The sequence below is a fragment of the Catenibacterium sp. RTP21428st1_D7_RTP21428_210409 genome (assembly GCF_040227455.1).
Classification (GTDB): domain Bacteria; phylum Bacillota_I; class Bacilli_A; order Erysipelotrichales; family Coprobacillaceae; genus Catenibacterium; species Catenibacterium mitsuoka_A.
Genome location: NZ_JBEHVX010000023.1, coordinates 1 through 21,665 on the forward strand (window position 1 = coordinate 1; position 21,665 = coordinate 21,665).

Here is a 21,665-nt window from a genome sequence, read left to right on the forward strand (position 1 = left end):
AAGAATGATGCTTGTCAGTATATACCATATGATTCTTACTGGAGAGACATTTAATCCTTCAGATTATGAATCATTTAGAAATCCTAAGCCACCTATAAAGCAACAAGATTTAACAGAAGAATCAGCAATTGAATTTCTTAAGAAATCAGGTTTTGACGTTTCTAAATTAACTAAACTATAATATTCAATTATTCTATTTTTTCTAAATTATTCAAACTTGTTTTTAAGTTTGTCTTTTTTTATACGTTTTGATTGATTTTTGTTTCACACTTCTCCTTTATTTCATCCTACTAATCATTTATAAAACATCTATGAAATATCTAAAAAAAGCAAGCGACTAAATATACTTTAGATTTACTCAAGCAAAAAAGCCGGAATGTGAACTCCGGACATTGCCTTTAGACAGTTTCTGTGTAAATGCTTATGTCATTGTCTTCTATTTTAAAAGTAAGCCGTCATTTCTAGATAAGAGTCTTAGGGATTCTCAATTTGAATTTTCCAAAATAGTCCTCAATACTATCTGGTTCACCAATCTTGATACCTTTTCTAATGCCTCTTCAATCCATACTTTCTTTGCATCATTTGCGTATTTCCTATAGAGAAGAGATATCTTACTGATGATGGCAAATCGTTAGGCGCTGTCAACGAGATGATGACAGAAGTGAGTTTAATGATACCGACAACAATATCGTTATGGCATATTAGCTGAATAAGATAACCTATAGCAACACTTTTCTTAAATTGAACATAATGATTTTATTATTTATGCGAGCAGTTAGTCTATAAGATTGACTGCTTTTCTTATACCCGAAGAAAGGAGTTTTAATGAAAGTATGGATAGAATCTAAAGGTAACAGGATTCGTGCCAGTGATAAATCGCTGGTCTATTATTTCTGTATCGGCTGGCTGTTGCTCCTGTTTGTTGCGGTGTTCCTGCTACTGAATCTGCGACAGCTCCTTGTCACAGACTGGACAGACTTTAACCTGCTCCATGTCGGAATTACTTGGACTGCCTACAATTCCATTACGGTTCTGATAACGACTGGTGTTTGTGCATTGGTCGCTTTTCTCTACTACCGTTACTGATATGACCGTATCAAGCGGTTGTTACACCGACAAAAACTGGCTCGTATGATGCTGGAAAATAAATGGTATGATGCCGATACCATACAAGACTGCATTTTTTTACTGACCTACAAAGCAGATCAAGGGAAAAATTCGTCTGGTTGTGTCGTTTTTTTAATCGTAATAATTCACAGTCACTTACACCGTGGCTAAATATAGATTATAATATAGCCACAAGAAAGGAGCTGATTGTATGAAGATTATTCCAATGCATGATTTGAAAAATACAGCTGAAGTAGAACGTCGCTGTGCAGAAGAAAACGGTCCTGTATTCGTAACCAAGAATGGATACGGCAGATTGGTTGTTATGGACATTGATTATTATGAAAAAACCATGAGAAAGATGGATGAAGCAACAACAATATTGGATGGTTTGAAAGATGTGAAATCTGGAAACACAGTAGAAGGAGACACTGCAATTTCTAATATAAGGAGCAAGTATGGCATCTAAATTTGGATATCGACTGACCAAAAGAGCAGAATCTGATTTAGATGGAATTGTCTCGTATATAGCAGTTGAACTTTCAACTCCACAGGCAGCATCTGATTTCGTAGACAAGTTAAAGGATAATATTGACGAAACAAGAGCTTTTCCTGAAAGTGGTTCTCCAGTAGACAATGAATTTTTACAAGTAGAAAATCTCCGAAAGAAACTGATTGGAAATTATATTATGTACTATCTTCCTGATATGAGAGAAAAAATAATTTATATCCTACGTATTGTATATGGCAAACAAAACATCACTGAAATTCATATAAAACTGGATATTTAATTACGTAAGCACCGTTCACGAGTTGATCGATGCTTTTATTTATAGATCCAGGATAAGTTCCATTCCTTTATAGTGTCTTTTGCGCACTTATAGGAATAATGCCCTCTTCTTTCTCTATCAAGAAATCAGTATCATCTGTACAATATATACTCACATATTCTGTTGCTATAAGCTACTGACATATATATTGTTTACTTAGTGTATGCTCATCAAGTTTTGCTATACATCCTAATAATCCTATATCTAATAGATATAATTGAAATGTATTGAAATCCTCATGTATTTTCAAGGGTGCTTTTACCTGTCTCACACGATTCACTATGTATATCAATCCACAATCAGCTAACCACTTAACAGCCACATCAAAACCTTTACCACGTTTCCCTTCATATGTATTATTAGAAATCTGTATTGGAATACTATTCCATACTTTACTTATTTTTGGACGTGTAAAATCATGTTCATAATCTAATAAAATTCTCTTGTGTATATTGCGTACTTCATCATAACTATGATGACTCACAAAATGTTGTACAGCTTCTGGCATACCACCTACAAAATAATAGTCCTTCAAAGCATCAATTTGTTTAGTTGCTAATAAGAATTCCTTATAGCTAAGTGGATAGAGGTTCATAAGATCTACTTTACCTACTGGAAATGATGTCCCTTGATGTAAATCAATTCCCATGAATGAACAGGCGCATACAATATACTATTCAGGTGCATTTTCATTGAAATATTTTTAAGAAGTTAAGGCTCTAGGTACTTCCTGTAATTCATCAAATATAAGAAGTGTGTTGTCAGGATCAATTTTTTTACCACTATACAGTTCCATACCTGTAATCAAACGTTTTGTATCTAAATCATACGAAAACAAATCTTCCATAGTTACATTATCTTCAAAATTAATATAAACAGTATGAGTATAAGCTTTCTTACCAAACTCTTTCATCAGCCATGTTTTACCTACATGTCTTGCACCATGTATAATCATTGGCTTACGAATAGGCTTTTCTTTCCATTTGAATAATTCTTCTATTGCATATCGACACATAGAGACACCTGCCTTATTATTCCTTTATATAACCTTTTTACATTTTTTACAGCGAAAAAATGTGTTATCACTACACTTTTTACAACGATAAAATGTGTTACCTCTACACTTTTTACAACGAATAAATGTGATACAACTACACTTTTTACAGCGAATAAGTGTAGTACCTCAACATTTTTGAGTATAAAAAAAGACTATCACACATAAGTGTCATAGTCTTTTGAAGTTATAATTTGAAGTTTGCTGCGTCTTTCTTGAACTGTTCAACATCTTCATCAGTACCTAATACAAAGTGTGTATCAGTGATCTGATGCTGAGTACCAGCCGCATAATCAAGACCACTTGTTTCATAATCATAAGAGAATGATTTTCTTACCTTCTCTACTCTTGGGTTAGAATGAGGGATGGCAGATAATAATGATCTTGTATATGGATGGAGAGGATTACTAAAGATTTCATCTGCAGTTCCTGTTTCTACTAAGTGACCTAAATGTAATACACCAATTCTATCAGAGATGTATTTAACCATTGATAAGTCATGAGCGATGAATAAGTAAGCAGCACCTGTTTCTTTCTGCATCTTCTTCATTAGGTTTACAACCTGTGCCTGAATAGATACGTCTAGGGCTGAGATTGCTTCATCAGCAATGATTAGATCAGGGTTCATAATTAAGGCTCTTGCGATACCAATACGCTGTCTCTGACCACCAGAGAACTGGTGTGGGAAACGGTTCGCATGTTCTTTTGATAGACCTACCATCTCAAGAATCTTATAAACCTTTTCTTCTCTTTCTTTTTCATCTTTATAATCATGATGAATATCAAGACCCTGAGCAATAATATCAATAACCTTCTTACGAGGGTTTAAACAAGCCATTGGATCCTGGAAAATCATAGCCATCTTAGTACGTAATGTCTTAAGAGCTTTCTTAGACATCTTACCAGTGATATCTTCACCTTCGAAGATGATCTGACCATCAGTTGGATCATATAATCTAATAATGGCACGACCAGTAGTAGATTTACCTGAACCAGATTCACCTACTAAACCATATGTTTCACCTGGCATGATTTTGAATGAGATACCATCAACGGCTTTTACAGTAAACTTTCTACTTGGATAGAAATACTGTTTTAAATTCTTGACTTCAAGAATTGGAGTCTGACTATTCTTGTCCATTACTTGGTACACCTTCTTTCATCATGTTATCGATTCTCTTTCTTAATGCTTCAGGCATTTCTACCTTTGGCGCATTTGGATGCATTAACCAGCTGGCTACCTTATGAGTTGTAGAACCTTCTACTTTGAACATAGGTGGTTCAATTCTCTTATCGATATTTAAAGCATATTTATTACGTGGTGCGAATGCATCACCTTTGATTTCTTTTGTAACGTTTGGTGGTGAACCAGGAATTGTATATAATTCTGGATCATCAGTATTTAAATCAGGCATTGCTGATAAAAGACCCCAAGTATATGGATGTAAAGGTCTGTAGAAGATATCTTCGATAGAACCTGTTTCTACAATCTTACCTGCATACATAACGTTTACGAAGTCAGCTACCTTAGCAACTACACCTAAGTCATGTGTGATATAAATAACTGAAATACCTTTTTTCTTCTGTAAGTCCTGAATTAATTCAAGGATCTTAGCCTGGATAGTTACATCTAGGGCTGTTGTAGGTTCGTCACAGATTAATACATATGGATCACATGATAAAGCGATTGCGATAACAACACGCTGTCTCATACCACCAGATAACTGGTGAGGGTAGTTCTTCATACGTTTTTCTGCATTTGTGATTCCTACTTCTTCAAGAAGTTCTACAGCCTTTTTATATGCTTCTTCTTTAGATGTTCCATAATGATACATCATTGGTTCCATGATCTGTTTACCAATTGTCATTGTTGGGTCTAGAGAAGTCATTGGATCCTGGAAGACCATCGCAATCTTACGACCACGGATTTCCTTCTGGATTTCCTTTTCTGTCATCTTAGTGATATCTACTGTATGTTTTTCATCAGTATCTGAATCATGCCAAGTATAGTCGATTGAACCACTTTCAATACTACCATTCTTAGCTAAGATACCCATGATAGCTTTTGTAGTAACTGATTTACCCGAACCAGATTCACCTACAATCGCAATTGTTTCTCCTTTATAAAGGTCTAAGTTAACACCACGGATGGCATTCACTTTCTTACCTTCAATCTTAAAGGAGATATTTAAGTCTCTGATTTTTAAAATTCTTTCTCTGTCAGCCATAATTACATCTCCTTCATAGTAGGATCAAGTGCATCTCTTAAACCATCACCTAATAAGTTGAATCCTAACATCAATACTGCAAGGATAATAGCTGGGATAGTCATCTGAGTTGGATATACTGTGAACACTTCGAAACCTGAGTTGATCAAAGTACCAAGTGAAGCCTGAGGTACAGTTAAACCTAAACCAACGAATGCTAGATATGCTTCATAGAAGATTGCATTTGGGATAGTCATCATAGACATGATGATTAACTGACCAAAGATGTTTGGTAAGATTTCCTTGAATAAGATAAAGATATTGCTTGCACCTAATGTTCTAGAAGCAAGAATGAATTCATCTTCCTTGATTTTTAATACCTGTGCTCTTGTGATACGAGACATAGGAATCCATTCAGTGAAGATTAACGCAAGAATAACGGTATATAAAGAAGGCTTTAATACTGTTAAAAGAATAGTTAATACTACTAGTGTTGGGATAGAGTTGATGATTTCCTGAATTCTCTGAAGGACAGAGTCAATTAAACCACCAAAGTAACCAGAAATTAAACCATAAGTCATACCAACTACGATATCAATAACTACTGCAACTAATGCGATAATTAATGAAATACGAGTACCCTGCCATGTTCTTACGAACAAGTCACGGCCATATTTATCAGTACCAAAGAAATGAGTACCATTTGGAAGAATATTCGCAATACTTGTATCAATTGCATCATATTTCCAATGAGAAATCATTGGTACAAAGATAGCAAGTAAAGCAATGATAATAATACAAGCTAAACCAAAGATTGCACCTTTGTTCTGAGTAAAACGGTAAACAACGTCTTTCCAAGCAGGTCTTGCAGGAGCAACTTCATCAATGTTGATATTCTGTTTATCACCGATAAACTCAAAATCATCTGGCAAAAATTCATATTTCTTGTCATCCATCTTAGTTGTCCCCCTTTCCTAAACGGATACGTGGATCGATAATACCATAAGATACATCGATTACTAACATCATAACGATATACATGAATGCATATAAGAATGAACATGCAACGATGATGTTGTAGTCATTGGCACGAATACTGTTAATTAATAGCTTACCTAAACCTGGTACAGAACAGATCTGTTCTACTACCATTGTACCAGTCATCAAGTTAACTAGGATTGGACCTAAGATAGTGATTACTGGGATTAAGGCATTACGTAATGCATGCTTGAAGATTAATGTCTTACGATCTAAACCTTTAGCCATTGCAAGAGTCATATATTCACTATTTAATACAGAAATCATTTCTGTACGAGTGAAACGAGCTACGTTGGCAATAACGCTCATAGATAAAGCGATAACTGGCAATATAGATGAGAAGATTGGATTCATATCATCATACATTGTTGGCAAGATACGAAGATCATTACTGAACAAGATAACAAGTAATAATGCGAATACGAATGATGGGATAGATACACCTAAGATAGAAATAATAGTTGCGATTGTATCCCAAATAGTGTTCTTGTTTAATGCAGCAACGATACCAAGTAACATACCTACTAATGTACCTAAGATACATGCAGCGATACCATAAGCAAATGAGATCTTAGCTGCGTCAAATACTAATTCAGAAACATTCTGATCTTTGTATAAAACATAAGAAACACCGAAATCGCCTGATAACATATTCTTTAAGTATGTACCATACTGTACTAGAACTGGCTTATCAAGACCATATTTTGCCATAATGACTTTCTGCTGTTCTGGACTCAACTTTTCTGAGTTGAATGGAGAACCTGGCATACAACGAGTCATAATGAACAGAACTGTTAGTATAACAAATAGAGTAATTGCTGAAATAAGCAATCTCTTTAAGATATACCTAATCATGGATTTATCCATATAAATATCACACCTTTCATTTAAAAAAGAAGAACACATTATAGCAAGAGCTATAATGTGTTTATTCTCACTATGTTCTGTTTATTCTTATTTAATAGTTACGTATTTGAATGTATAAGGAACACCAACTGCTGAATGAACAAGTCCTTTTACATTCTTAGCCTTTAATGCTGCAGCACCCTTTTCGAATACTGGAATATAAGCTAAATCATCAAGTGCAGTCTTTTCTACCTGAGTCATTAAGTCCCAACGTTTATTTAAGTCTGATTCAGTCTGAACCTGTTTCATTAATGAATCAACTTTAGCATTGCTGTACTTACCAAAGTTATTTGAGTTACCAGTCAAGAATAAGTTTAAGTAAGTTGTTGGATCAGCGTAGTCTGGACCCCAACGAGTACATGCAATCTCGTAAGTACCATGTTCTTCTCTGTTGTAGATTCTGTCTTTCTTAACAGTTGCAACCATGTTTACCTTCAAGCCTTTTAACTTAGTGAATGAACCCTGTAAGTATTCAGCCATAGTATCCATTGGTGATTCATCAGTACCATATAATAAATCAACTGTGATTGTATCAGTACCTAATTCTTTCTTAGCTGCATCTAAGTATTCCTGAGCCTTCTTAACATCGTAACCTACAAGAACACCTGCATCATCACGGAAGTCTTTACCAGCTGGGCTCTTAGATAACTGTGATGGAACCATACCAGTAGCAGCTCTAGAACCATCCTTTAAGACGCTTTCACATAAGTCTTTTCTGTTAATTGCGTAAGACAATGCTTCTCTTACGTTCTTATCAGCAAGAGTCTTAACTTGGAAGTTTAAGTTTAAGTAGAATAAGAAACCTTCATTGAATGTTGTGAAAGTATCTTTACCTTTATACTTATCTACTAATGTAGAGTTAATTGTTGCATAGTCAACTTTACCATTGTCAAAGTTCTGTGCAGCAGTCTTAGGATCCTGTACTAGAAACATTTCAAGGTTCTTAGTCTTAACTGCTTTTGCATCATAGTACTTATCGTTCTTAGTGAATGTTGCTTTGTTACCTTTGATCCACTTAGTCATCTTATAAGCACCATTAGATAATGTGTATTCTGGTTTAGTACCATAGTTCTTACCACATTTTTCAACGAACTTTTCGTTCTGTGGATAGTAGCATGGGAAAGCCATTAAGTCTGTGAAATATGGAACCTTGTTGTTTAATTCAACAACTAAAGTCTTATCATCAGCTGCTTTAACACCTAAAGTGTTCATCTGTTCATCAGTTGCCTTTGGGCCTAGGTCAATCAACTGACTCGCATTCTTAACTGATGCACCATCATCACCTAACATGTAAGCATATGTACCTGCATTCTTAATAACTTTCTTCCAAGAATAAACGAAATCGTTGGCAGTGACCTCATCACCATTTGACCACTTAGCATCTTTTAAGTGGAAAGTGTAAGTCTTACCATCAGCACTTACATCCCAGTTCTTAGCTAATGCTGGAACAGTCTTGCCTTTGTCATTTAATGCTGTTAAGCCGTCTGTGATTGCGTGGATTGCGTTGTATGACATACCATCATCAACTACTGCAGAATCCATACCCTGGATATCTAATTCACTTGCAAATCTGAAAGTATCTGTATCAGTTTTGCTTCCACATCCAGCAAGTAATGCCGCTGCCATACTTGCAGCAACTAAAACCTTTACTGTTTTCATATTTTCCCCTCCATAATGGATACAATTGTATGATAGCATCCAACTATCATGAAAAACATCTTACACTCTTTGTGTATACATGTCAATATTCATTAGTATAAATCTTTGTGCATTTCATGAATCTATTTTAGTTATTTGTCTTTTCTACAAATTGACTAATTCTAATATTTTTTGCACTTAATTTATTATCACAAAAAGAAAAATCACGCATATAAAAAAGGCACCAATCAGGTGCCTCTTAGTCCATAAATGGGTTGATTTTATCAAGGATTGCATCCTTATTCGCAAAACCAATGATCTGTGTAACAGCCTTTCCTTCTTTAAAGAAAATCATGTTTGGAATTGACTGGACACCGTATTTTGATGCTAAATCAAGTTCATTGTCTACATTGACTTTAACAACAGTTAACTGATCATTTTCAGCATCTAATTCTTCTAATACTGGACCAACCATCTTACAAGGGCCACACCAGTCTGCATAGAAGTCTACTAATACATACTTATTGTTTAATGTTTCATTAAAACCGTTCTGATCTACAATTTTCATATTCTTCACCTCACCTATATTTAAACAGATTGAAGAATATTCCGCAACTTATTTGCTTAGATGAATATCATAGGTCGTATAGGCAAGTTCTATGCCTTCTTCGTTGAAACGCTTATTCATATTTTCAAGTAAACTACACCTAAGTATTTCATAGTCATCTGTGGCTGCCCATACTCTAAGTGTAAAGGTTAATGCACTATCCTTATATTCTGTCATATTCACAAATGGTGGAATATCATGGAGACAATAAGGATTAGATAAGGCTTCTTCCATAATAACCTTCTTAACTAATTCTGTATCACTATCCATTACAACATCAAAGTTTAAATCTACACGACGCATTTCTTCACTTGAATAGTTCACTAATGGTGAGTGTGCTAACTGTGAATTAGGAATGACAATCTTCTTATTATCTAAAGTAAGTAGATTTGTATAGAGTAAAGAGATTTCCTGGATTCTTCCTGTGACACCTACAACTTCAATTAAGTCTCCTTTTGAAAAAGGTTTCGCTAGTAAGATGATAATACCATCAAAGAAGCTTGCGAGTGAGTCTTTAATAGCAAGTGCAAAAGCAGCAGAAGCTGCAGTAAATATAGCAAGAATAGAACTTGTATTAATACCAAGCTGTGATAGAGCCATAATCGCAATAATCACAATAAAGACTGTCTTGATGATTGTCTTAAAGAAGTTTAAGACAATTTCATCCTGTGAAGACTTTTCTATAAATTTTGTAAATAACTTATCAAAAATTTTATATACAATATATCCAATAACTATAATGATAAGGGCTTGAAGAGCTTTCTCTCCCATGCCATAAAGTGTTTCTAAGTATTTTTTCACCATTTTTGTAAATCCTTTCATGTACATTTAAAGTAATTCGTCTAACTTGATTAGTCAAGAAAATGTTGATTTATTCCTCAAAATTGTTAAAATTGTGTTTGACTGAAGGAGGTCCTTGTATGAAAATTGCAATCATGACAGATAGTAACTCTGGCATTACACAGGCAGAAGCAAAAGAATTAGGTATCTATTGTATTCCGATGCCTTTCACTATAGATGGTAAAGAATTTGAAGAAGATATCAATTTAACACAAGAACATTTCTATGAAAAATTAATGAGTGGTGCAGAAGTATTCACTTCACAGCCAACAATTGGTATTATCGCAAAGAAGTGGGATGAAATATTAAAAACACATGACGCTATTATTCATATTCCTATGAGCAGTGGCTTATCTGGAAGTTGTCAGACAGCAATGATGATGGCGGATGAAGATCAGTATAAAGGAAAAGTATTTGTTGTGGATTCTCAAAGAATCTCAGCTACGCAAAAGGCTGATGTTCTAGATGCTATTGCTATGGCAGATAAGGGATATAGTGCCAAAGAGATTTATGATTATCTTATGAACAATAAGATGAATGCCACTATCTATATTACTGTAGATACACTTGAATATTTAAAGAAGGGTGGACGTTTATCCCCTGCTGCTGCAACTCTTGCTGGTTTATTAAAGATTAAACCTATTCTTACTATTCAAGGTGAAAAGTTAGATAAATATGGTACTTCACGTACTATGAAAAAAGCTCGTAAGATGATGATTGACCAGGTAAAACAGGATATTAGTGATCGTGGCTGGGGTGATGATTATGAAGTAGCATGTGTTTATTCTTATGATAAAGAAGCTGCTTTAGATTATTTAGAACAAGTGAAAGAAGCATTCCCTGATAAAGAGGTCATCTTTGACCGTTTATCATTAAGTGTTGCCTGCCATATCGGTCCAGGTTCACTTGCAGTAGCTGCCTATAAGAAAGGTTCTTATTAAGATGTTCGATAGAACATCTTTTTTTAATTTTTGCTTGTATTCCCTTACAACATTGATTATTCACTTTTTTTATATTATTATTTTAATGAATGATTTTACATTTTTGAGAAAGAGGTGGATAGTGATTTATGTCAGTCGATAATACTGAAAAGAAAAAGACATTCAAACCTCACCGTTCTAAAAGAAGATTCCCTTCTACACATCATAATGTTAAAACACAGGGAACAAAGATATTCGCATTAGGCGGTTTAAATGAGGTTGGTAAAAATACTTACTGTATTGAATGTAATGATGAAATGATTATTATTGATGCAGGTGTTAAATTTGCATCTGAAGGTCTTCCTGGGATTGATTATGTTATTCCAGATTATACTTATTTAAGAAAGAATAATAAAAAGATCAAGGGATTATTTATTACACATGGCCATGAAGACCATATTGGGGGTATTCCTTTCTTATTAAGACTAGTGAATATACCATTTATTTATGCTTCTCCATTGGCTTGTGCCATGATTAGAAGAAAACTAGAGGAACACCATCTTACACATGTAACTAAGATGATTCCTATTAACCATGAAAGTTCTATCAAAACTAAATATTTTAATATTGGTTTCTTTAATACAAACCATTCTATTCCTGAATCTATGGGGATTATTGTAAATACACCTGATGGTCGTATTGTAGAAACAGGTGACTTTAAGTTTGATTTATCTCCAGTTGCTAATCCTGCTGATTATCAGATTATGAGTTTCTTAGGTGAAACAGGTGTTGATTTATTAATGAGTGATAGTACGAACGCAGAAGTACCTACATTCTCTATTAGTGAAAAGACTGTTGCAGGACAGGTACAGGAAGAATTCAGAAAGACTGAAGGACGTATTATTGTTGCAACATTCGCATCTAATATACATAGAGTACAGCAGATTGTAGAAGCTGCTGTTAAGTTTAATCGTAAGATTCTTGTATATGGACGTTCAATGGTCAACAATATTGATGTTGCAAGAAAGATGGGTTATATCAAGTGTCCTGATCGTTTCTTTATTAAGAATGATGAGGCAAAACATCTTCCTGATAATGAAATACTAATTCTATGTACTGGATCTCAGGGTGAGGCACTTGCTGCATTAAATAGAATCGCGAATGGTACACATCGTCAGATTAAGATTAAACCTGGTGATACTGTATTATTCTCATCCAACCCTATTCCTGGTAACCAATCTTCTGTATCACGTTTAATTAATAAGTTATATCGTTCTGGAGCAAGAGTTCTAGAAAACTCTATGATTAGTAACCTTCATACTTCTGGACATGCTTCTCAGGAAGAACAGAAGCTTATGATGCTTCTTACTAAGCCTAAATACTTCTTCCCAGTTCATGGTGAACATAAAATGCTTTGTATACATAAAAAATTATATGAAGAAGTAGGTGGAAAGCCTGATCATGCATTTGTATTAAGTAATGGGGATTGTTTATGCTTAAAGGATCATGAGATATTCCAGACAAGAAGCGTACATGCAGATGATATTTATGTAGATGGTAATGATTTAACAGGTTTATCTACAGCAGTATTACATGACCGTCAGATTTTAAGTGAAGATGGCATGGTTGCAGTACTTATTAGTATGGATTCTCATGCAGGTATCTTACTTCATAAACCAGTTATTATGAGCCGTGGATTTGTTTATATGAAAGATAGTAAACCTATGATTTATGGAGCAGAAATGGCTGTGGATCGTAAGCTACGTGCTTTATTGCAGGAAAAAACAACATTTGGTGAAATTAAGAATACAATCAGAGAAACATTAACATCTTATTTCTATACTAAGACAAAGAGAAGACCGATGATTATTCCTGTCATCATGAATAAGAAATAATGAAGAAAAAGAAAATTATTCGTACTGGTATTCTTGCAATTATTGTTTTCGCATTGGTGTTGTTTGGTGGTTATACATGTCTCTTTTCTAGAACACATTATTCTTTTACAAGAATGACTTATAGTAATGGATTATTACCTGATGGTTTTAAAAACTTTAAGATTGTAAATTTATCCGATATACATATCACAACGTCTAAAGATATTGATCGTTTTGAACAAATTGTAGATGAGATAGAAGATCAAAGTTATGATATGGTTGTATTTACTGGAGACCTGTATGAAAGTAAATCTATTGAGGATGCAAGAGTACAAAAGATCTTAAAGAAGCTCCAGCCAGGTTATGGTAAGTTTGCGGTACTTGGTGATGAAGATTATGCACATGCTGAAGAAGTGACTAATATCCTTAATGAAGGTGGATTTGAAGTACTTAATAACAGTGCTCGTACTATTCATTATCGTAATAGTTCTTTTACCCTTTATGGACAATCTATTAATAGTCAGGAAGAAATACCTGCTTCTGACGGGTTTGTCTTAACCTTAAGTCATTATCCTGATAGTTTTAGTCAAAATAAAGGACATACACATTTACAGTTATCTGGACATAGTAATGGTGGGACTATCTGGTTCCCTGGTATTGGACCACTTGTAAAGTGTAATAATGCAACTACCTATAATCATGGAAGTTATACAGAAAGTGGTTCTGAGCTTATTGTAAGTAATGGTGTAGCGCCACGTCATAACTATCATTTTAAAGTATTGTGTGAAAATGAGATTATTATAATTACATTCGAGTAGGGATTTTAATCCCTACTCTTTTCTTTTACTTTCATATAAGGAGTAAGATTGGTAAAATAGAGATAGGGAAATGAGGTGATTCCCATGAAAACAAAGAAGAGCTATATCTTGAATATTGCATTAATTTTTGTGATTAGTGGTATATCTTTATACTTATCAGTAGGTTCTGAAGTCTCTACTGTATTTACAACAATTACTACAGCGCATCCTTTCTGGCTATTCATCTTATGTTTTATTATGTTTATGTATTATGTATTTGATGGACTCGCTACAATGATCTTTGCGCGTTTATATAAGAAAGACTTTACTCTTAAAGAAGGTTTTGTGAATGGACTTGTAGGTACTTTATTTAGTGGTTTAACTCCTTCTTCTTCAGGAGGACAGTTCGCCCAGGTGTTTGTATTTAATAACCAGGGAATCTCCCCTGCCATTTCTACAAGTATCTTACTCATGTGCTTTATTAGTTATCAAATAGTGATCATGGGCTTTACTGCAGTGATTATGATTGTGGATTCAGCCTACTTCTTAGATAAAGGTGTAGGTGTATCCTCTATGGCAGCCGTTGGATTTCTTATTAATGCGGTAGTCACTCTTCTATTATTTGCAGGTGCTAAAAGCAAGAAGTTCCAGAACTTTATTATAGATAAAGTAGTCTATCTTCTTTCTAAAACACCACTTATAAAAGATTATGAATCAACATGCTTTAGAATTCAGAATTACTTTGGTGAATTTAGAGAACAGATGAAAGTATTACAGAAAAATAAAAAAGCTTTATTACAGACAGTATTATGTAATATAGTGAAACTTACTATTATCTACTCTACACCATTCTTTTCATGTCTTGCTTTAGGAATAAAAGTATCAGTTACCCTATTTGTACAGTTCTTAGGACTGGCTTCTATTATTAATTTAATTAATACATTCCTCCCTATTCCTGGTGCATCAGGTGGTAGTGAAGGATGTTATATGATCTTATTTGGTTTCTTAGGAAGAGCTAATGCTTCTAGTTCTATGTTCTTATGGCGTTTCTTCTCTTTCTATTTTGGATTAATACTTGGTATGATCACATTTATCGTTGCGAAAGATACAAAACGAAAAGACGATTAAGTCACTCTTAGGAGTGGCTTTTTTGTGCACTTTTCTCCAATCTGCCCAAAAATGAATTAGCACTCTTCTTGACAATGTGCTAATAAGAGCTATAATACTCTTAGCAATCAAATAAAAAGAGTGCTAACAAGGAGGAATAATTATGTTGAAACCTTTAAATAAGAATATCGTATTAAAGAAAGAAGAAGTAGAAAATAAGACAGCTAGTGGTATTATTCTCACTACTGAGACAAAGAGTCTTCCTACTGTTGGAGAAGTTGTGGCAGTAGGTCCTCAATGTGAAAATGATTTAAAAGAAAAAGATCGTGTTGTATTCAAGGAATACTCAGGTACAAAAGTTAAACTTGATGGTGTTGAATATATTGTGATAGACGAGAAAGATGTTCTCGCATGTATTGAATAGGAGGAATAAGCTATGAGTAAAGAAATACGTTTTTCTAGTGATGCACGTCAATCAATGTTGAAAGGTGTGAATACTCTTGCTGATGCAGTAAGTGTCACACTTGGTCCTAAAGGTAGAAATGTAGTATTAGAGAAGAGTTATGGTTCTCCTTTAATTACAAATGATGGTGTTTCTATTGCCAAGGAAATAGAATTAGAAGATCATTTTGAAAATATGGGTGCAAAACTTGTATATGAAGTAGCCAATAATACAAATGATATTGCAGGTGATGGTACAACAACTGCTACAATTCTTGCAAGAGATATGATTGTGAATGGTATGAAGCAGGTTGAAAAAGGTGCAAACCCTGTACTTATGAGAGAAGGTATTGAAAGAGCCTCTAAAGCAGTTGCTGAAGTATTATTAAAGAATTCTCATAAGGTAGAAACAAGCAGAGATATTGCATCTGTTGCGACTATTTCTTCTTCTAATAGTCATATTGGTGAATTGATTGCTCAGGCTATGGATAAGGTTGGTAGAGATGGTATTATCAATGTAGATGAATCTAATAGTTTTGATGATGAATTAGAAGTCAATGAAGGTATGCAGTATGATAAGGGTTATGTATCTCCTTATTTTGTAAGTGATACCGATAAGATGGAAGTAGAAATGGATAACCCACTCATCTTAGTCACTAATCAGAAGATTACTAATTTACAGGAAATCCTTCCAGTACTTGAACAAGTATTAAAGGCTAATAAACCATTATTACTTATTGCAGAAGATTATGAGAATGAAGCGATTTCTTCTCTTGTATTGAATAAGTTAAGAGGTGCCTTTAATGTCGTAGCTACTAAGGCTCCAGGATTTGGTGATAAACAGAAAGAAATGTTGGAGGATATTGCAGTATTAACTGGTACTAAATTCTACAACAAGGAGCTTAATATGAAGCTTTCTGATTTAACTATTGATGATCTTGGTACGATCAAGAAAGTGATTGTAAAGAAAGACAATACTACTCTTATTGGTCATAGTTCAAGTGAGGCAGTGAATAAACGTGTAGAAGAATTAAAGACACAATTAACTCATACTAAGAGTGATTATGAAAAGAAGACCCTAAAAGAACGTATTGGTAAATTATCTAACGGTGTTGCAACAATTAAAGTCGGTGCAACAACTGAAGCAGAATTAAAAGAAAAGAAATTAAGAATTGAAGATGCTCTTAATGCGACTAAGGCCGCTGTAGATGAAGGTATCGTTGTTGGTGGTGGTGCTGCGTTAGTAGAAGCCTATGAAGAATTAAAGAATCAGGTCAGAGATACGAATGTAGATATCCAGAAGGGTATTAACGTAGTTATGAATTCTTTATTTGCGCCTCTTACTCAGATTGCAATCAATGCTGGTTATGATGAAGAAGAAATTGTATCTATCCAGAAGACTGCTGAAAAGGACTTTGGATTTGATGCAAAGACAGGTGACTGGGTCAATATGTTCGAAACAGGTATTATTGATCCTACTAAAGTCACTCGTAGCGCATTATTAAATGCGGCTAGTATTTCAGCCTTATTCTTAACAACTGAAGCAGGTGTGGCAGAACTTCCTAAGAAAGAAGAACCACAACAGCCTGTTATGCCACAAGGTGGCATGTATTAAAAAAAAGCCAGAAATTCTGGCTTTTCTTATTACTTACAAAACTGATATGTTAGTTCTCCTAGAATCTGAATACCTTTTTCGATATTCTCCATAGAAGCAGCTGAGAAGTTCATACGAATAGATTGACATGGCTTAGTACTATCTACCATGAATTCATTACCTGGTACGATGGCTACATGCTTCTTAATAGAAGCCTGAACGAATTCTGGCATTCTGACTCCATCAGGTAAATCAAACCATATAAACATACCACCTTCTGGTTCAATGACATGAATAGAAGGATGGAAATACTTCTTGATCATCTCTAACATGAAGTTACATTTCTTTGCATAAAGAGACTGTAAATGTTTAATATGTGCATCCATATCTGTTTCTCTTAAGAAAGCATCCATCATATATTGTGAAAGATTGTTTGTATGGTTATCTCCTGATTGTTTAGCCATAAAGAGTTTAGAGATAATATCTTTACTTGCACAGATGATTCCTGTACGCATACCTGGTGAAATAATCTTAGAAAGACTGGCTGCATAAACAACACGATGGTCTTGATCTAAAGATTTAATAGAAGGAACTTCTTCTCCTGTAATACGTAAATAACCATAAGGGTTATCTTCTAGAATAACTACATCATACTTTACTGCAAGGTTATAGATTTCTTTTCTTTTTTCTAGAGATGTTGTGACTCCGGTAGGATTCTGGAAGTTAGGAATTGTATAGAATACCTTTGGTCCTTTCTTAAAGGCTTCTTCTAGTTCTTTTAGATTTACACCATCTTCTTCTAAAGAAACACCAAGCAGCTTTGCCCCATTACATTTAAATGAGTTTAAAGCACCTAAATAACTTGGGTTCTCTACTACAACATAATCTCCTTCATCACAGAATATCTTAGACACAAGATCTAAGCCCTGCTGTGATCCTGTTGTAATAATAATATCATCATCACTTGTACATATACATTCATGCTTATTAATGAATGACTTAGAAGATTCTATTAAGCCTGTATAACCCTGAGCAGAGCCATACTGCAAAACTTCATAAGTCTTTTCTTGAAGAATCTTATGTCCTACTTCTTCTAGTTTCTCCTGTGGAATAGCTTCTGGATCAGGGAATCCACTCGCAAAACTAATATAGTCTACCGTACCATTCTCACTTGCATCAGCCATGACACTTCTAATGGCTGATTTTTTTACGTTTTTCATCTTATCTGCGTATCTCATATATGTCACTCCATTCACTTTTTTCTCATTCTACTACTATTATTTGAAATCACCTAATTATTTTTTTATATCTGCGTAAGTTATAATCTGAATATCGTGATCCTTGATGTACTGTTTGAATTCATCACTCTTAAGTAATTCTAATTCCTTGATACGATTCATATTGTAGCTAGATACGTTCATGAGTCTTTCATCAACTAAAGCAGGATGACAAACAAGTTCTACTGTATCATAGCCTTCTGTTGAGCAGATTTCTTTGAATGTTTCAAAGCTTACACCATCTTTATAAAATTCACAACGTGCTGGGAAGTAGTTTTCATCCACATATCTTGTTTGTCTAATAGGAAGGTTATATTCCTTGGCTAAACGCTTGATGACTTCTAATTGTCTATGCTCCATATGAACATAGTGATGAGAATCTAGATGAGTAGGAAGATGTCCTGTGTGTGCGATGAAAGCTTCTATCTGTGCTTTCCATTCTTCATAGACTTCATTTGGTTCTCCATCTGGGAATTCATCTTCATAAGCACTTGGTCTTAGGAAGTTTCCCTCTTCATCTGTATAGCTTTTCTTGCCAGGTAATAATGGTTTACCAGCAGTTAAAGTTAAATGAACACCAATTCCTAGATCAGGATAAGCCTTTGCCTTGTCTAGGGCCCACAAAGCATATGGCATATTCATCATGACTGTAGTGGAACTTACAAGTCCCTCTTCGTGAGCAAGAAGGATACCTAGGGAGTTTCCTTCACACATACCAAAATCATCAGCATTAATAATTAATTTCTTGATCATACTTTTCACCTCTAGAATCCATTGTACTAAATATTATAAGAACAGTCACACATATCGAGAAAATGATGTATAATACAAGTCAAAAGGAGACCGTTATGAAAAATACAATTACTGGATATACAGGTTTATATGGGGTTGTCGCAAATCCTATTAAACATTCTTTTTCACCAATGATGCATAATACTGCATTTCAAACATTAGGTATTAATGATGTTTATCTTGCATTTGAAGTGACTAAAGATCAGTTAGATGATTATATTACGTCCGTTAAGACATTACCTATTAAGGGATACAATATTTCTATGCCTTATAAACAGGATATGATGAAATATATGGATGAACTCACAACACAGGCAAGACTTGCGAAGAGTATCAATACTGTAAAGAATGAGAATGGTAAACTCATTGGTCATATTACTGATGGAGAAGGTTTTGTGATGGCCTGCCGTGATAAAGGATGGGGTATTGCGAAACACAAGATTGTAGTGCTTGGTGCTGGTGGTGCAGCAAGTGCCATTATTATTTCTCTTGCTTTGGCTGGTGCTAAAGAGATAGTAGTTTATAATCGTTCTGATAAGCCATTTATTAAAGAACTCAATAAGAAATTAGACTGCCCTATTACTTTAAAGAAAATTGATCAGGAAAGTATAAAGGAAGATTTAAAGGATACTTATTTATTAGTTAATACAACAAGTGTTGGTATGGCACCTCATCCTGAAGGATGTATAATTGAGAGTGCTGATATGTTACCTGATGGTTTAAAAGTAGCTGATATTATTTATAACCCTAAGGAAACAAAGCTATTAAGTTATGCAAGACAAAGAGGTCTTGATTATATGAATGGAGAACGTATGATTGTCTATCAGGGTGCATGTTCTTTTAAATTCTGGACAGGAAAGGATATGCCTATTCATGAAGTCAAAGTAGCGTTAGGAATGGAGGAAAGCGAATGAAAGAGATCGTAGTTGCAACAACAAATAAAGGAAAACTTAAAGAGATTTCCGCAATGTTGGAAAAGTTAGGGATTGAAGTAAAGTCTATTAAAGATGTATTAGGTTATAATCCTGATATTGAAGAAACAGGGACTACTTTTACTGAAAATGCAGTGATTAAGGCTGAAACAGTGATGAATATGATTCATATGCCTACTCTTGCAGATGATTCTGGTTTAGAAGTAGATGCATTAGATAAACAACCTGGTATTTATTCTTCTCGTTTTATGGGTGAAGATACAAGTTATGATATTAAGAATCAGTGGATTATTGATGCTGTAAAAGATAAAGAAGATAAGACAGCACGTTTCGTATGTGCGATGGCTTTGGCTATTCCTGATGAAGAAACAAAGACTTTCTTAGGTACTTTTGAAGGAGAAATCAATGATTGTATTGATGGTGAAAATGGCTTTGGTTATGATCCTATTTTCTATTATCCACCATTAAAGAAGACTTCTGCAGTGATGACTATGGAAGAAAAGAATAAAGTCTCTCATCGTGCAAAGGCATTAAAAGCTTTATATGATTATTTAGAGGAGGCACATAAGTAATGAATCATGTTGTATTAGTACATCCTGCGATTCCACAAAATACAGGTAATATTATGAGAACATGTGCAGCGACACATACACCTTTACATATTATTAAACCTACAGGGTTTAAGTTAAATGATCCAAGAATGAAAAGAGCAGTTATGGATTATTTTGATCACCTCACTTTTAAAGTGTATGAAAACTTTGAAGAGTTTGAAAAAGAGAATCCTGGTATTTATCATTTCTTTACACGTTATTCTAAGAAAGTTTATAGTGAAGATGATTTTAAACAGGAAGGTGAACACTATCTTTTCTTTGGTCATGAGCATGATGGTATTCCTCATGATATCTTAAAGAAGTATATTGATGATTGTGTACGTATTCCTATGTATGGAGATTCACGTAGTTTGAACTTATCTAATACTGTAGCCATTGGTGTTTATGAAGCATTAAGACAGCAAGGTTATCCTGATTTATCTACAGTAGAAGTTCAAAAGGGAGAAGACTTCTTATACAATGAAGAAATTTAAAGGTATTCTTTTAACTGTATGTTTGACTTTTTTGATTATTGATTGTGCTATTCTCTTAGTCACATTTGTGCCTGTACTCTATCCTTCTTCATTAATAGCCTCTAATATTGGGGTAAGTGAAAAGGTTGTAAGAGAAAGTTATATGACAATCATTCACTATTTAAGTCTATTCTCTCATAAAGCACTTTCTACCCCTGCTTTTCCTATGACTAAGAATACTGCTTTTCATTTTTATGAAGTAAAAGTATTAATGAATCGTTTAGAAGTGATTGGGTTAGTGATACTTATTGGAACTATTTATCTCATTTACTCTACAGTCAAAGAGAAAGATTATAGACCATTTAAGTGGGCAGGATTCACTACTTTAGGACTCGTATTTATTGTAGGTGGAACAGCCTATGTTGATTTTGACGGGGCATTCACAATGATGCATCATATCCTTTTCAACAATAACTACTGGCTGATTAATCCTGATATTGATCCTATTATCAATATCTTTCCTGAAAGTTATTTTGTGACATTGGGGATTGCGCTATTTAGTTTAATTGGAATAGGTGTTCTTATTAATTTAGGTATATATTTCAAACATATTAATTGCATTAATACAAATAAATGAGTAT

General features: G+C 34.2%; 24 protein-coding genes and 1 pseudogene. 14 read left to right on the forward strand and 11 right to left on the reverse strand.

Features of this window, described 5'->3' with window-relative positions; all coding sequences use genetic code 11:
- The 4 genes and pseudogenes from ABUA27_RS05035 to ABUA27_RS05050 form a co-directional block, all read left to right on the forward strand.
- Positions 1-181 (forward strand): annotated as a pseudogene (locus ABUA27_RS05035) (hypothetical protein); the annotation flags it as partial.
- A gap of 644 nt (positions 182-825) precedes the next feature.
- Complete coding sequence (locus tag ABUA27_RS05040) at positions 826-1,086, forward strand: hypothetical protein (RefSeq protein ID WP_442877760.1); 261 nt, start codon at positions 826-828, stop codon at positions 1,084-1,086.
- Positions 1,087-1,318: 232 nt separating this feature from the next.
- Positions 1,319-1,576, forward strand: a complete 258-nt coding sequence (locus tag ABUA27_RS05045; protein WP_287968422.1) for a type II toxin-antitoxin system Phd/YefM family antitoxin — start codon at positions 1,319-1,321, stop codon at positions 1,574-1,576.
- Entirely contained in the window at positions 1,566-1,898 is a 333-nt protein-coding gene (locus tag ABUA27_RS05050; RefSeq protein WP_129981031.1) for a type II toxin-antitoxin system RelE/ParE family toxin, read from the forward strand. The genes ABUA27_RS05045 and ABUA27_RS05050 overlap by 11 nt, the downstream gene beginning before the upstream one ends.
- Before the next feature lie 172 nt (positions 1,899-2,070).
- Here ABUA27_RS05050 and ABUA27_RS05055 read toward each other — a convergent pair whose 3' ends face one another.
- The 9 genes from ABUA27_RS05055 to ABUA27_RS05095 form a co-directional block, all read right to left on the reverse strand.
- Positions 2,071-2,586, reverse strand: coding sequence for a DUF8612 domain-containing protein (locus ABUA27_RS05055; protein WP_287968423.1), 516 nt, complete (start codon positions 2,584-2,586; stop codon positions 2,071-2,073).
- Between the two features lie 54 nt (positions 2,587-2,640).
- Complete coding sequence (locus ABUA27_RS05060; protein WP_287845456.1) at positions 2,641-2,952, reverse strand: AAA family ATPase; 312 nt, start codon at positions 2,950-2,952, stop codon at positions 2,641-2,643.
- Positions 2,953-3,178: 226 nt separating this feature from the next.
- Positions 3,179-4,132, reverse strand: coding sequence for an ABC transporter ATP-binding protein (locus tag ABUA27_RS05065; RefSeq protein ID WP_217747242.1), 954 nt, complete (start codon positions 4,130-4,132; stop codon positions 3,179-3,181).
- Complete coding sequence (locus tag ABUA27_RS05070; RefSeq protein ID WP_330040605.1) at positions 4,119-5,219, reverse strand: ABC transporter ATP-binding protein; 1,101 nt, start codon at positions 5,217-5,219, stop codon at positions 4,119-4,121. Before ABUA27_RS05070 ends, ABUA27_RS05065 begins: the two co-directional genes overlap by 14 nt.
- A gap of 2 nt (positions 5,220-5,221) precedes the next feature.
- Complete coding sequence (locus ABUA27_RS05075; RefSeq protein WP_022426021.1) at positions 5,222-6,154, reverse strand: ABC transporter permease; 933 nt, start codon at positions 6,152-6,154, stop codon at positions 5,222-5,224.
- A gap of 1 nt (position 6,155) precedes the next feature.
- The gene (locus tag ABUA27_RS05080; RefSeq protein ID WP_006504301.1) at positions 6,156-7,103 is read right to left on the reverse strand and encodes an ABC transporter permease; all 948 of its coding nucleotides are present in this window, start codon (positions 7,101-7,103) and stop codon (positions 6,156-6,158) included.
- Between the two features lie 87 nt (positions 7,104-7,190).
- Positions 7,191-8,801 carry a peptide ABC transporter substrate-binding protein gene (locus ABUA27_RS05085; protein ID WP_287845450.1) on the reverse strand — a complete coding sequence of 537 codons (1,611 nt, stop codon included), beginning with the start codon at positions 8,799-8,801 and terminating at the stop codon, positions 7,191-7,193.
- 238 nt (positions 8,802-9,039) lie between these two features.
- The gene (gene trxA, locus ABUA27_RS05090) at positions 9,040-9,348 is read right to left on the reverse strand and encodes a thioredoxin (protein ID WP_349820355.1); all 309 of its coding nucleotides are present in this window, start codon (positions 9,346-9,348) and stop codon (positions 9,040-9,042) included.
- Positions 9,349-9,396: 48 nt separating this feature from the next.
- The gene (locus tag ABUA27_RS05095) at positions 9,397-10,191 is read right to left on the reverse strand and encodes a mechanosensitive ion channel family protein (RefSeq protein WP_287513496.1); all 795 of its coding nucleotides are present in this window, start codon (positions 10,189-10,191) and stop codon (positions 9,397-9,399) included.
- Positions 10,192-10,307: 116 nt separating this feature from the next.
- Between ABUA27_RS05095 and ABUA27_RS05100 the strand changes: the two genes are divergently transcribed.
- From ABUA27_RS05100 to groL, 6 genes are all read left to right on the forward strand, one after another.
- Entirely contained in the window at positions 10,308-11,168 is an 861-nt protein-coding gene (locus ABUA27_RS05100; RefSeq protein WP_129981037.1) for a DegV family protein, read from the forward strand.
- Positions 11,169-11,296: 128 nt separating this feature from the next.
- Positions 11,297-13,042, forward strand: coding sequence for a ribonuclease J1 (gene rnjA, locus ABUA27_RS05105; RefSeq protein ID WP_022425581.1), 1,746 nt, complete (start codon positions 11,297-11,299; stop codon positions 13,040-13,042).
- Positions 13,042-13,839 (forward strand): metallophosphoesterase, encoded by a 798-nt coding sequence (locus ABUA27_RS05110; protein WP_287968427.1) that lies wholly within the window; start codon positions 13,042-13,044, stop codon positions 13,837-13,839. Before rnjA ends, ABUA27_RS05110 begins: the two co-directional genes overlap by 1 nt.
- A gap of 84 nt (positions 13,840-13,923) precedes the next feature.
- Positions 13,924-14,946 (forward strand): lysylphosphatidylglycerol synthase transmembrane domain-containing protein, encoded by a 1,023-nt coding sequence (locus ABUA27_RS05115; RefSeq protein WP_129981039.1) that lies wholly within the window; start codon positions 13,924-13,926, stop codon positions 14,944-14,946.
- Positions 14,947-15,088: 142 nt separating this feature from the next.
- On the forward strand, positions 15,089-15,349 hold the full coding sequence (locus tag ABUA27_RS05120) for a co-chaperone GroES (protein ID WP_006504310.1): 261 nt from the start codon (positions 15,089-15,091) through the stop codon (positions 15,347-15,349).
- A gap of 12 nt (positions 15,350-15,361) precedes the next feature.
- Entirely contained in the window at positions 15,362-16,981 is a 1,620-nt protein-coding gene (groL, locus tag ABUA27_RS05125; protein ID WP_349820356.1) for a chaperonin GroEL, read from the forward strand.
- A gap of 29 nt (positions 16,982-17,010) precedes the next feature.
- On the opposite strand, the gene ABUA27_RS05130 is transcribed toward groL, so the two are convergent.
- Positions 17,011-18,198: an aminotransferase-like domain-containing protein gene (locus ABUA27_RS05130; RefSeq protein ID WP_349820357.1), complete on the reverse strand. Its 1,188-nt coding sequence runs from the start codon at positions 18,196-18,198 to the stop codon at positions 17,011-17,013.
- Between the two features lie 57 nt (positions 18,199-18,255).
- Entirely contained in the window at positions 18,256-18,990 is a 735-nt protein-coding gene (gene chbG / locus ABUA27_RS05135; protein WP_129981042.1) for a chitin disaccharide deacetylase, read from the reverse strand.
- Positions 18,991-19,085: 95 nt separating this feature from the next.
- Here chbG and aroE point away from each other — a divergent pair, with 95 nt between their 5' ends.
- Genes aroE through ABUA27_RS05155 form a run of 4 tightly spaced genes read left to right on the forward strand, consistent with a single transcriptional unit; the run spans position 19,086 to position 21,661 of the window.
- The gene (gene aroE, locus ABUA27_RS05140; RefSeq protein WP_238634399.1) at positions 19,086-19,943 is read left to right on the forward strand and encodes a shikimate dehydrogenase; all 858 of its coding nucleotides are present in this window, start codon (positions 19,086-19,088) and stop codon (positions 19,941-19,943) included.
- Positions 19,940-20,533: an XTP/dITP diphosphatase gene (locus ABUA27_RS05145; RefSeq protein WP_129981044.1), complete on the forward strand. Its 594-nt coding sequence runs from the start codon at positions 19,940-19,942 to the stop codon at positions 20,531-20,533. The genes aroE and ABUA27_RS05145 overlap by 4 nt, the downstream gene beginning before the upstream one ends.
- On the forward strand, positions 20,533-21,045 hold the full coding sequence (locus ABUA27_RS05150; RefSeq protein ID WP_006504316.1) for a tRNA (cytidine(34)-2'-O)-methyltransferase: 513 nt from the start codon (positions 20,533-20,535) through the stop codon (positions 21,043-21,045). The genes ABUA27_RS05145 and ABUA27_RS05150 overlap by 1 nt, the downstream gene beginning before the upstream one ends.
- Positions 21,032-21,661 (forward strand): TIGR01906 family membrane protein, encoded by a 630-nt coding sequence (locus ABUA27_RS05155; protein WP_129981045.1) that lies wholly within the window; start codon positions 21,032-21,034, stop codon positions 21,659-21,661. Before ABUA27_RS05150 ends, ABUA27_RS05155 begins: the two co-directional genes overlap by 14 nt.
- Positions 21,662-21,665 lie beyond the last annotated feature (4 nt).

Excerpts from the sequence above, each read along its gene's own strand:
- ABUA27_RS05040 (WP_442877760.1), top strand. The coding sequence starts at position 826 with ATGAAAGTATGGATAGAATCTAAAGGTAACAGGATTCGTGCCAGTGAT.
- ABUA27_RS05045 (WP_287968422.1), top strand. The coding sequence starts at position 1,319 with ATGAAGATTATTCCAATGCATGATTTGAAAAATACAGCTGAAGTAGAA.
- ABUA27_RS05050 (WP_129981031.1), top strand. The coding sequence starts at position 1,566 with ATGGCATCTAAATTTGGATATCGACTGACCAAAAGAGCAGAATCTGAT.
- ABUA27_RS05055 (WP_287968423.1), bottom strand. The coding sequence starts at position 2,586 with ATGGGAATTGATTTACATCAAGGGACATCATTTCCAGTAGGTAAAGTA.
- ABUA27_RS05060 (WP_287845456.1), bottom strand. The coding sequence starts at position 2,952 with ATGTGTCGATATGCAATAGAAGAATTATTCAAATGGAAAGAAAAGCCT.
- ABUA27_RS05065 (WP_217747242.1), bottom strand. The coding sequence starts at position 4,132 with ATGGACAAGAATAGTCAGACTCCAATTCTTGAAGTCAAGAATTTAAAA.
- ABUA27_RS05070 (WP_330040605.1), bottom strand. The coding sequence starts at position 5,219 with ATGGCTGACAGAGAAAGAATTTTAAAAATCAGAGACTTAAATATCTCC.
- ABUA27_RS05075 (WP_022426021.1), bottom strand. The coding sequence starts at position 6,154 with ATGGATGACAAGAAATATGAATTTTTGCCAGATGATTTTGAGTTTATC.
- ABUA27_RS05080 (WP_006504301.1), bottom strand. The coding sequence starts at position 7,103 with ATGGATAAATCCATGATTAGGTATATCTTAAAGAGATTGCTTATTTCA.
- ABUA27_RS05085 (WP_287845450.1), bottom strand. The coding sequence starts at position 8,801 with ATGAAAACAGTAAAGGTTTTAGTTGCTGCAAGTATGGCAGCGGCATTA.
- trxA (WP_349820355.1), bottom strand. The coding sequence starts at position 9,348 with ATGAAAATTGTAGATCAGAACGGTTTTAATGAAACATTAAACAATAAG.
- ABUA27_RS05095 (WP_287513496.1), bottom strand. The coding sequence starts at position 10,191 with ATGGTGAAAAAATACTTAGAAACACTTTATGGCATGGGAGAGAAAGCT.
- ABUA27_RS05100 (WP_129981037.1), top strand. The coding sequence starts at position 10,308 with ATGAAAATTGCAATCATGACAGATAGTAACTCTGGCATTACACAGGCA.
- rnjA (WP_022425581.1), top strand. The coding sequence starts at position 11,297 with ATGTCAGTCGATAATACTGAAAAGAAAAAGACATTCAAACCTCACCGT.
- ABUA27_RS05110 (WP_287968427.1), top strand. The coding sequence starts at position 13,042 with ATGAAGAAAAAGAAAATTATTCGTACTGGTATTCTTGCAATTATTGTT.
- ABUA27_RS05115 (WP_129981039.1), top strand. The coding sequence starts at position 13,924 with ATGAAAACAAAGAAGAGCTATATCTTGAATATTGCATTAATTTTTGTG.
- ABUA27_RS05120 (WP_006504310.1), top strand. The coding sequence starts at position 15,089 with ATGTTGAAACCTTTAAATAAGAATATCGTATTAAAGAAAGAAGAAGTA.
- groL (WP_349820356.1), top strand. The coding sequence starts at position 15,362 with ATGAGTAAAGAAATACGTTTTTCTAGTGATGCACGTCAATCAATGTTG.
- ABUA27_RS05130 (WP_349820357.1), bottom strand. The coding sequence starts at position 18,198 with ATGAGATACGCAGATAAGATGAAAAACGTAAAAAAATCAGCCATTAGA.
- chbG (WP_129981042.1), bottom strand. The coding sequence starts at position 18,990 with ATGATCAAGAAATTAATTATTAATGCTGATGATTTTGGTATGTGTGAA.
- aroE (WP_238634399.1), top strand. The coding sequence starts at position 19,086 with ATGAAAAATACAATTACTGGATATACAGGTTTATATGGGGTTGTCGCA.
- ABUA27_RS05145 (WP_129981044.1), top strand. The coding sequence starts at position 19,940 with ATGAAAGAGATCGTAGTTGCAACAACAAATAAAGGAAAACTTAAAGAG.
- ABUA27_RS05150 (WP_006504316.1), top strand. The coding sequence starts at position 20,533 with ATGAATCATGTTGTATTAGTACATCCTGCGATTCCACAAAATACAGGT.
- ABUA27_RS05155 (WP_129981045.1), top strand. The coding sequence starts at position 21,032 with ATGAAGAAATTTAAAGGTATTCTTTTAACTGTATGTTTGACTTTTTTG.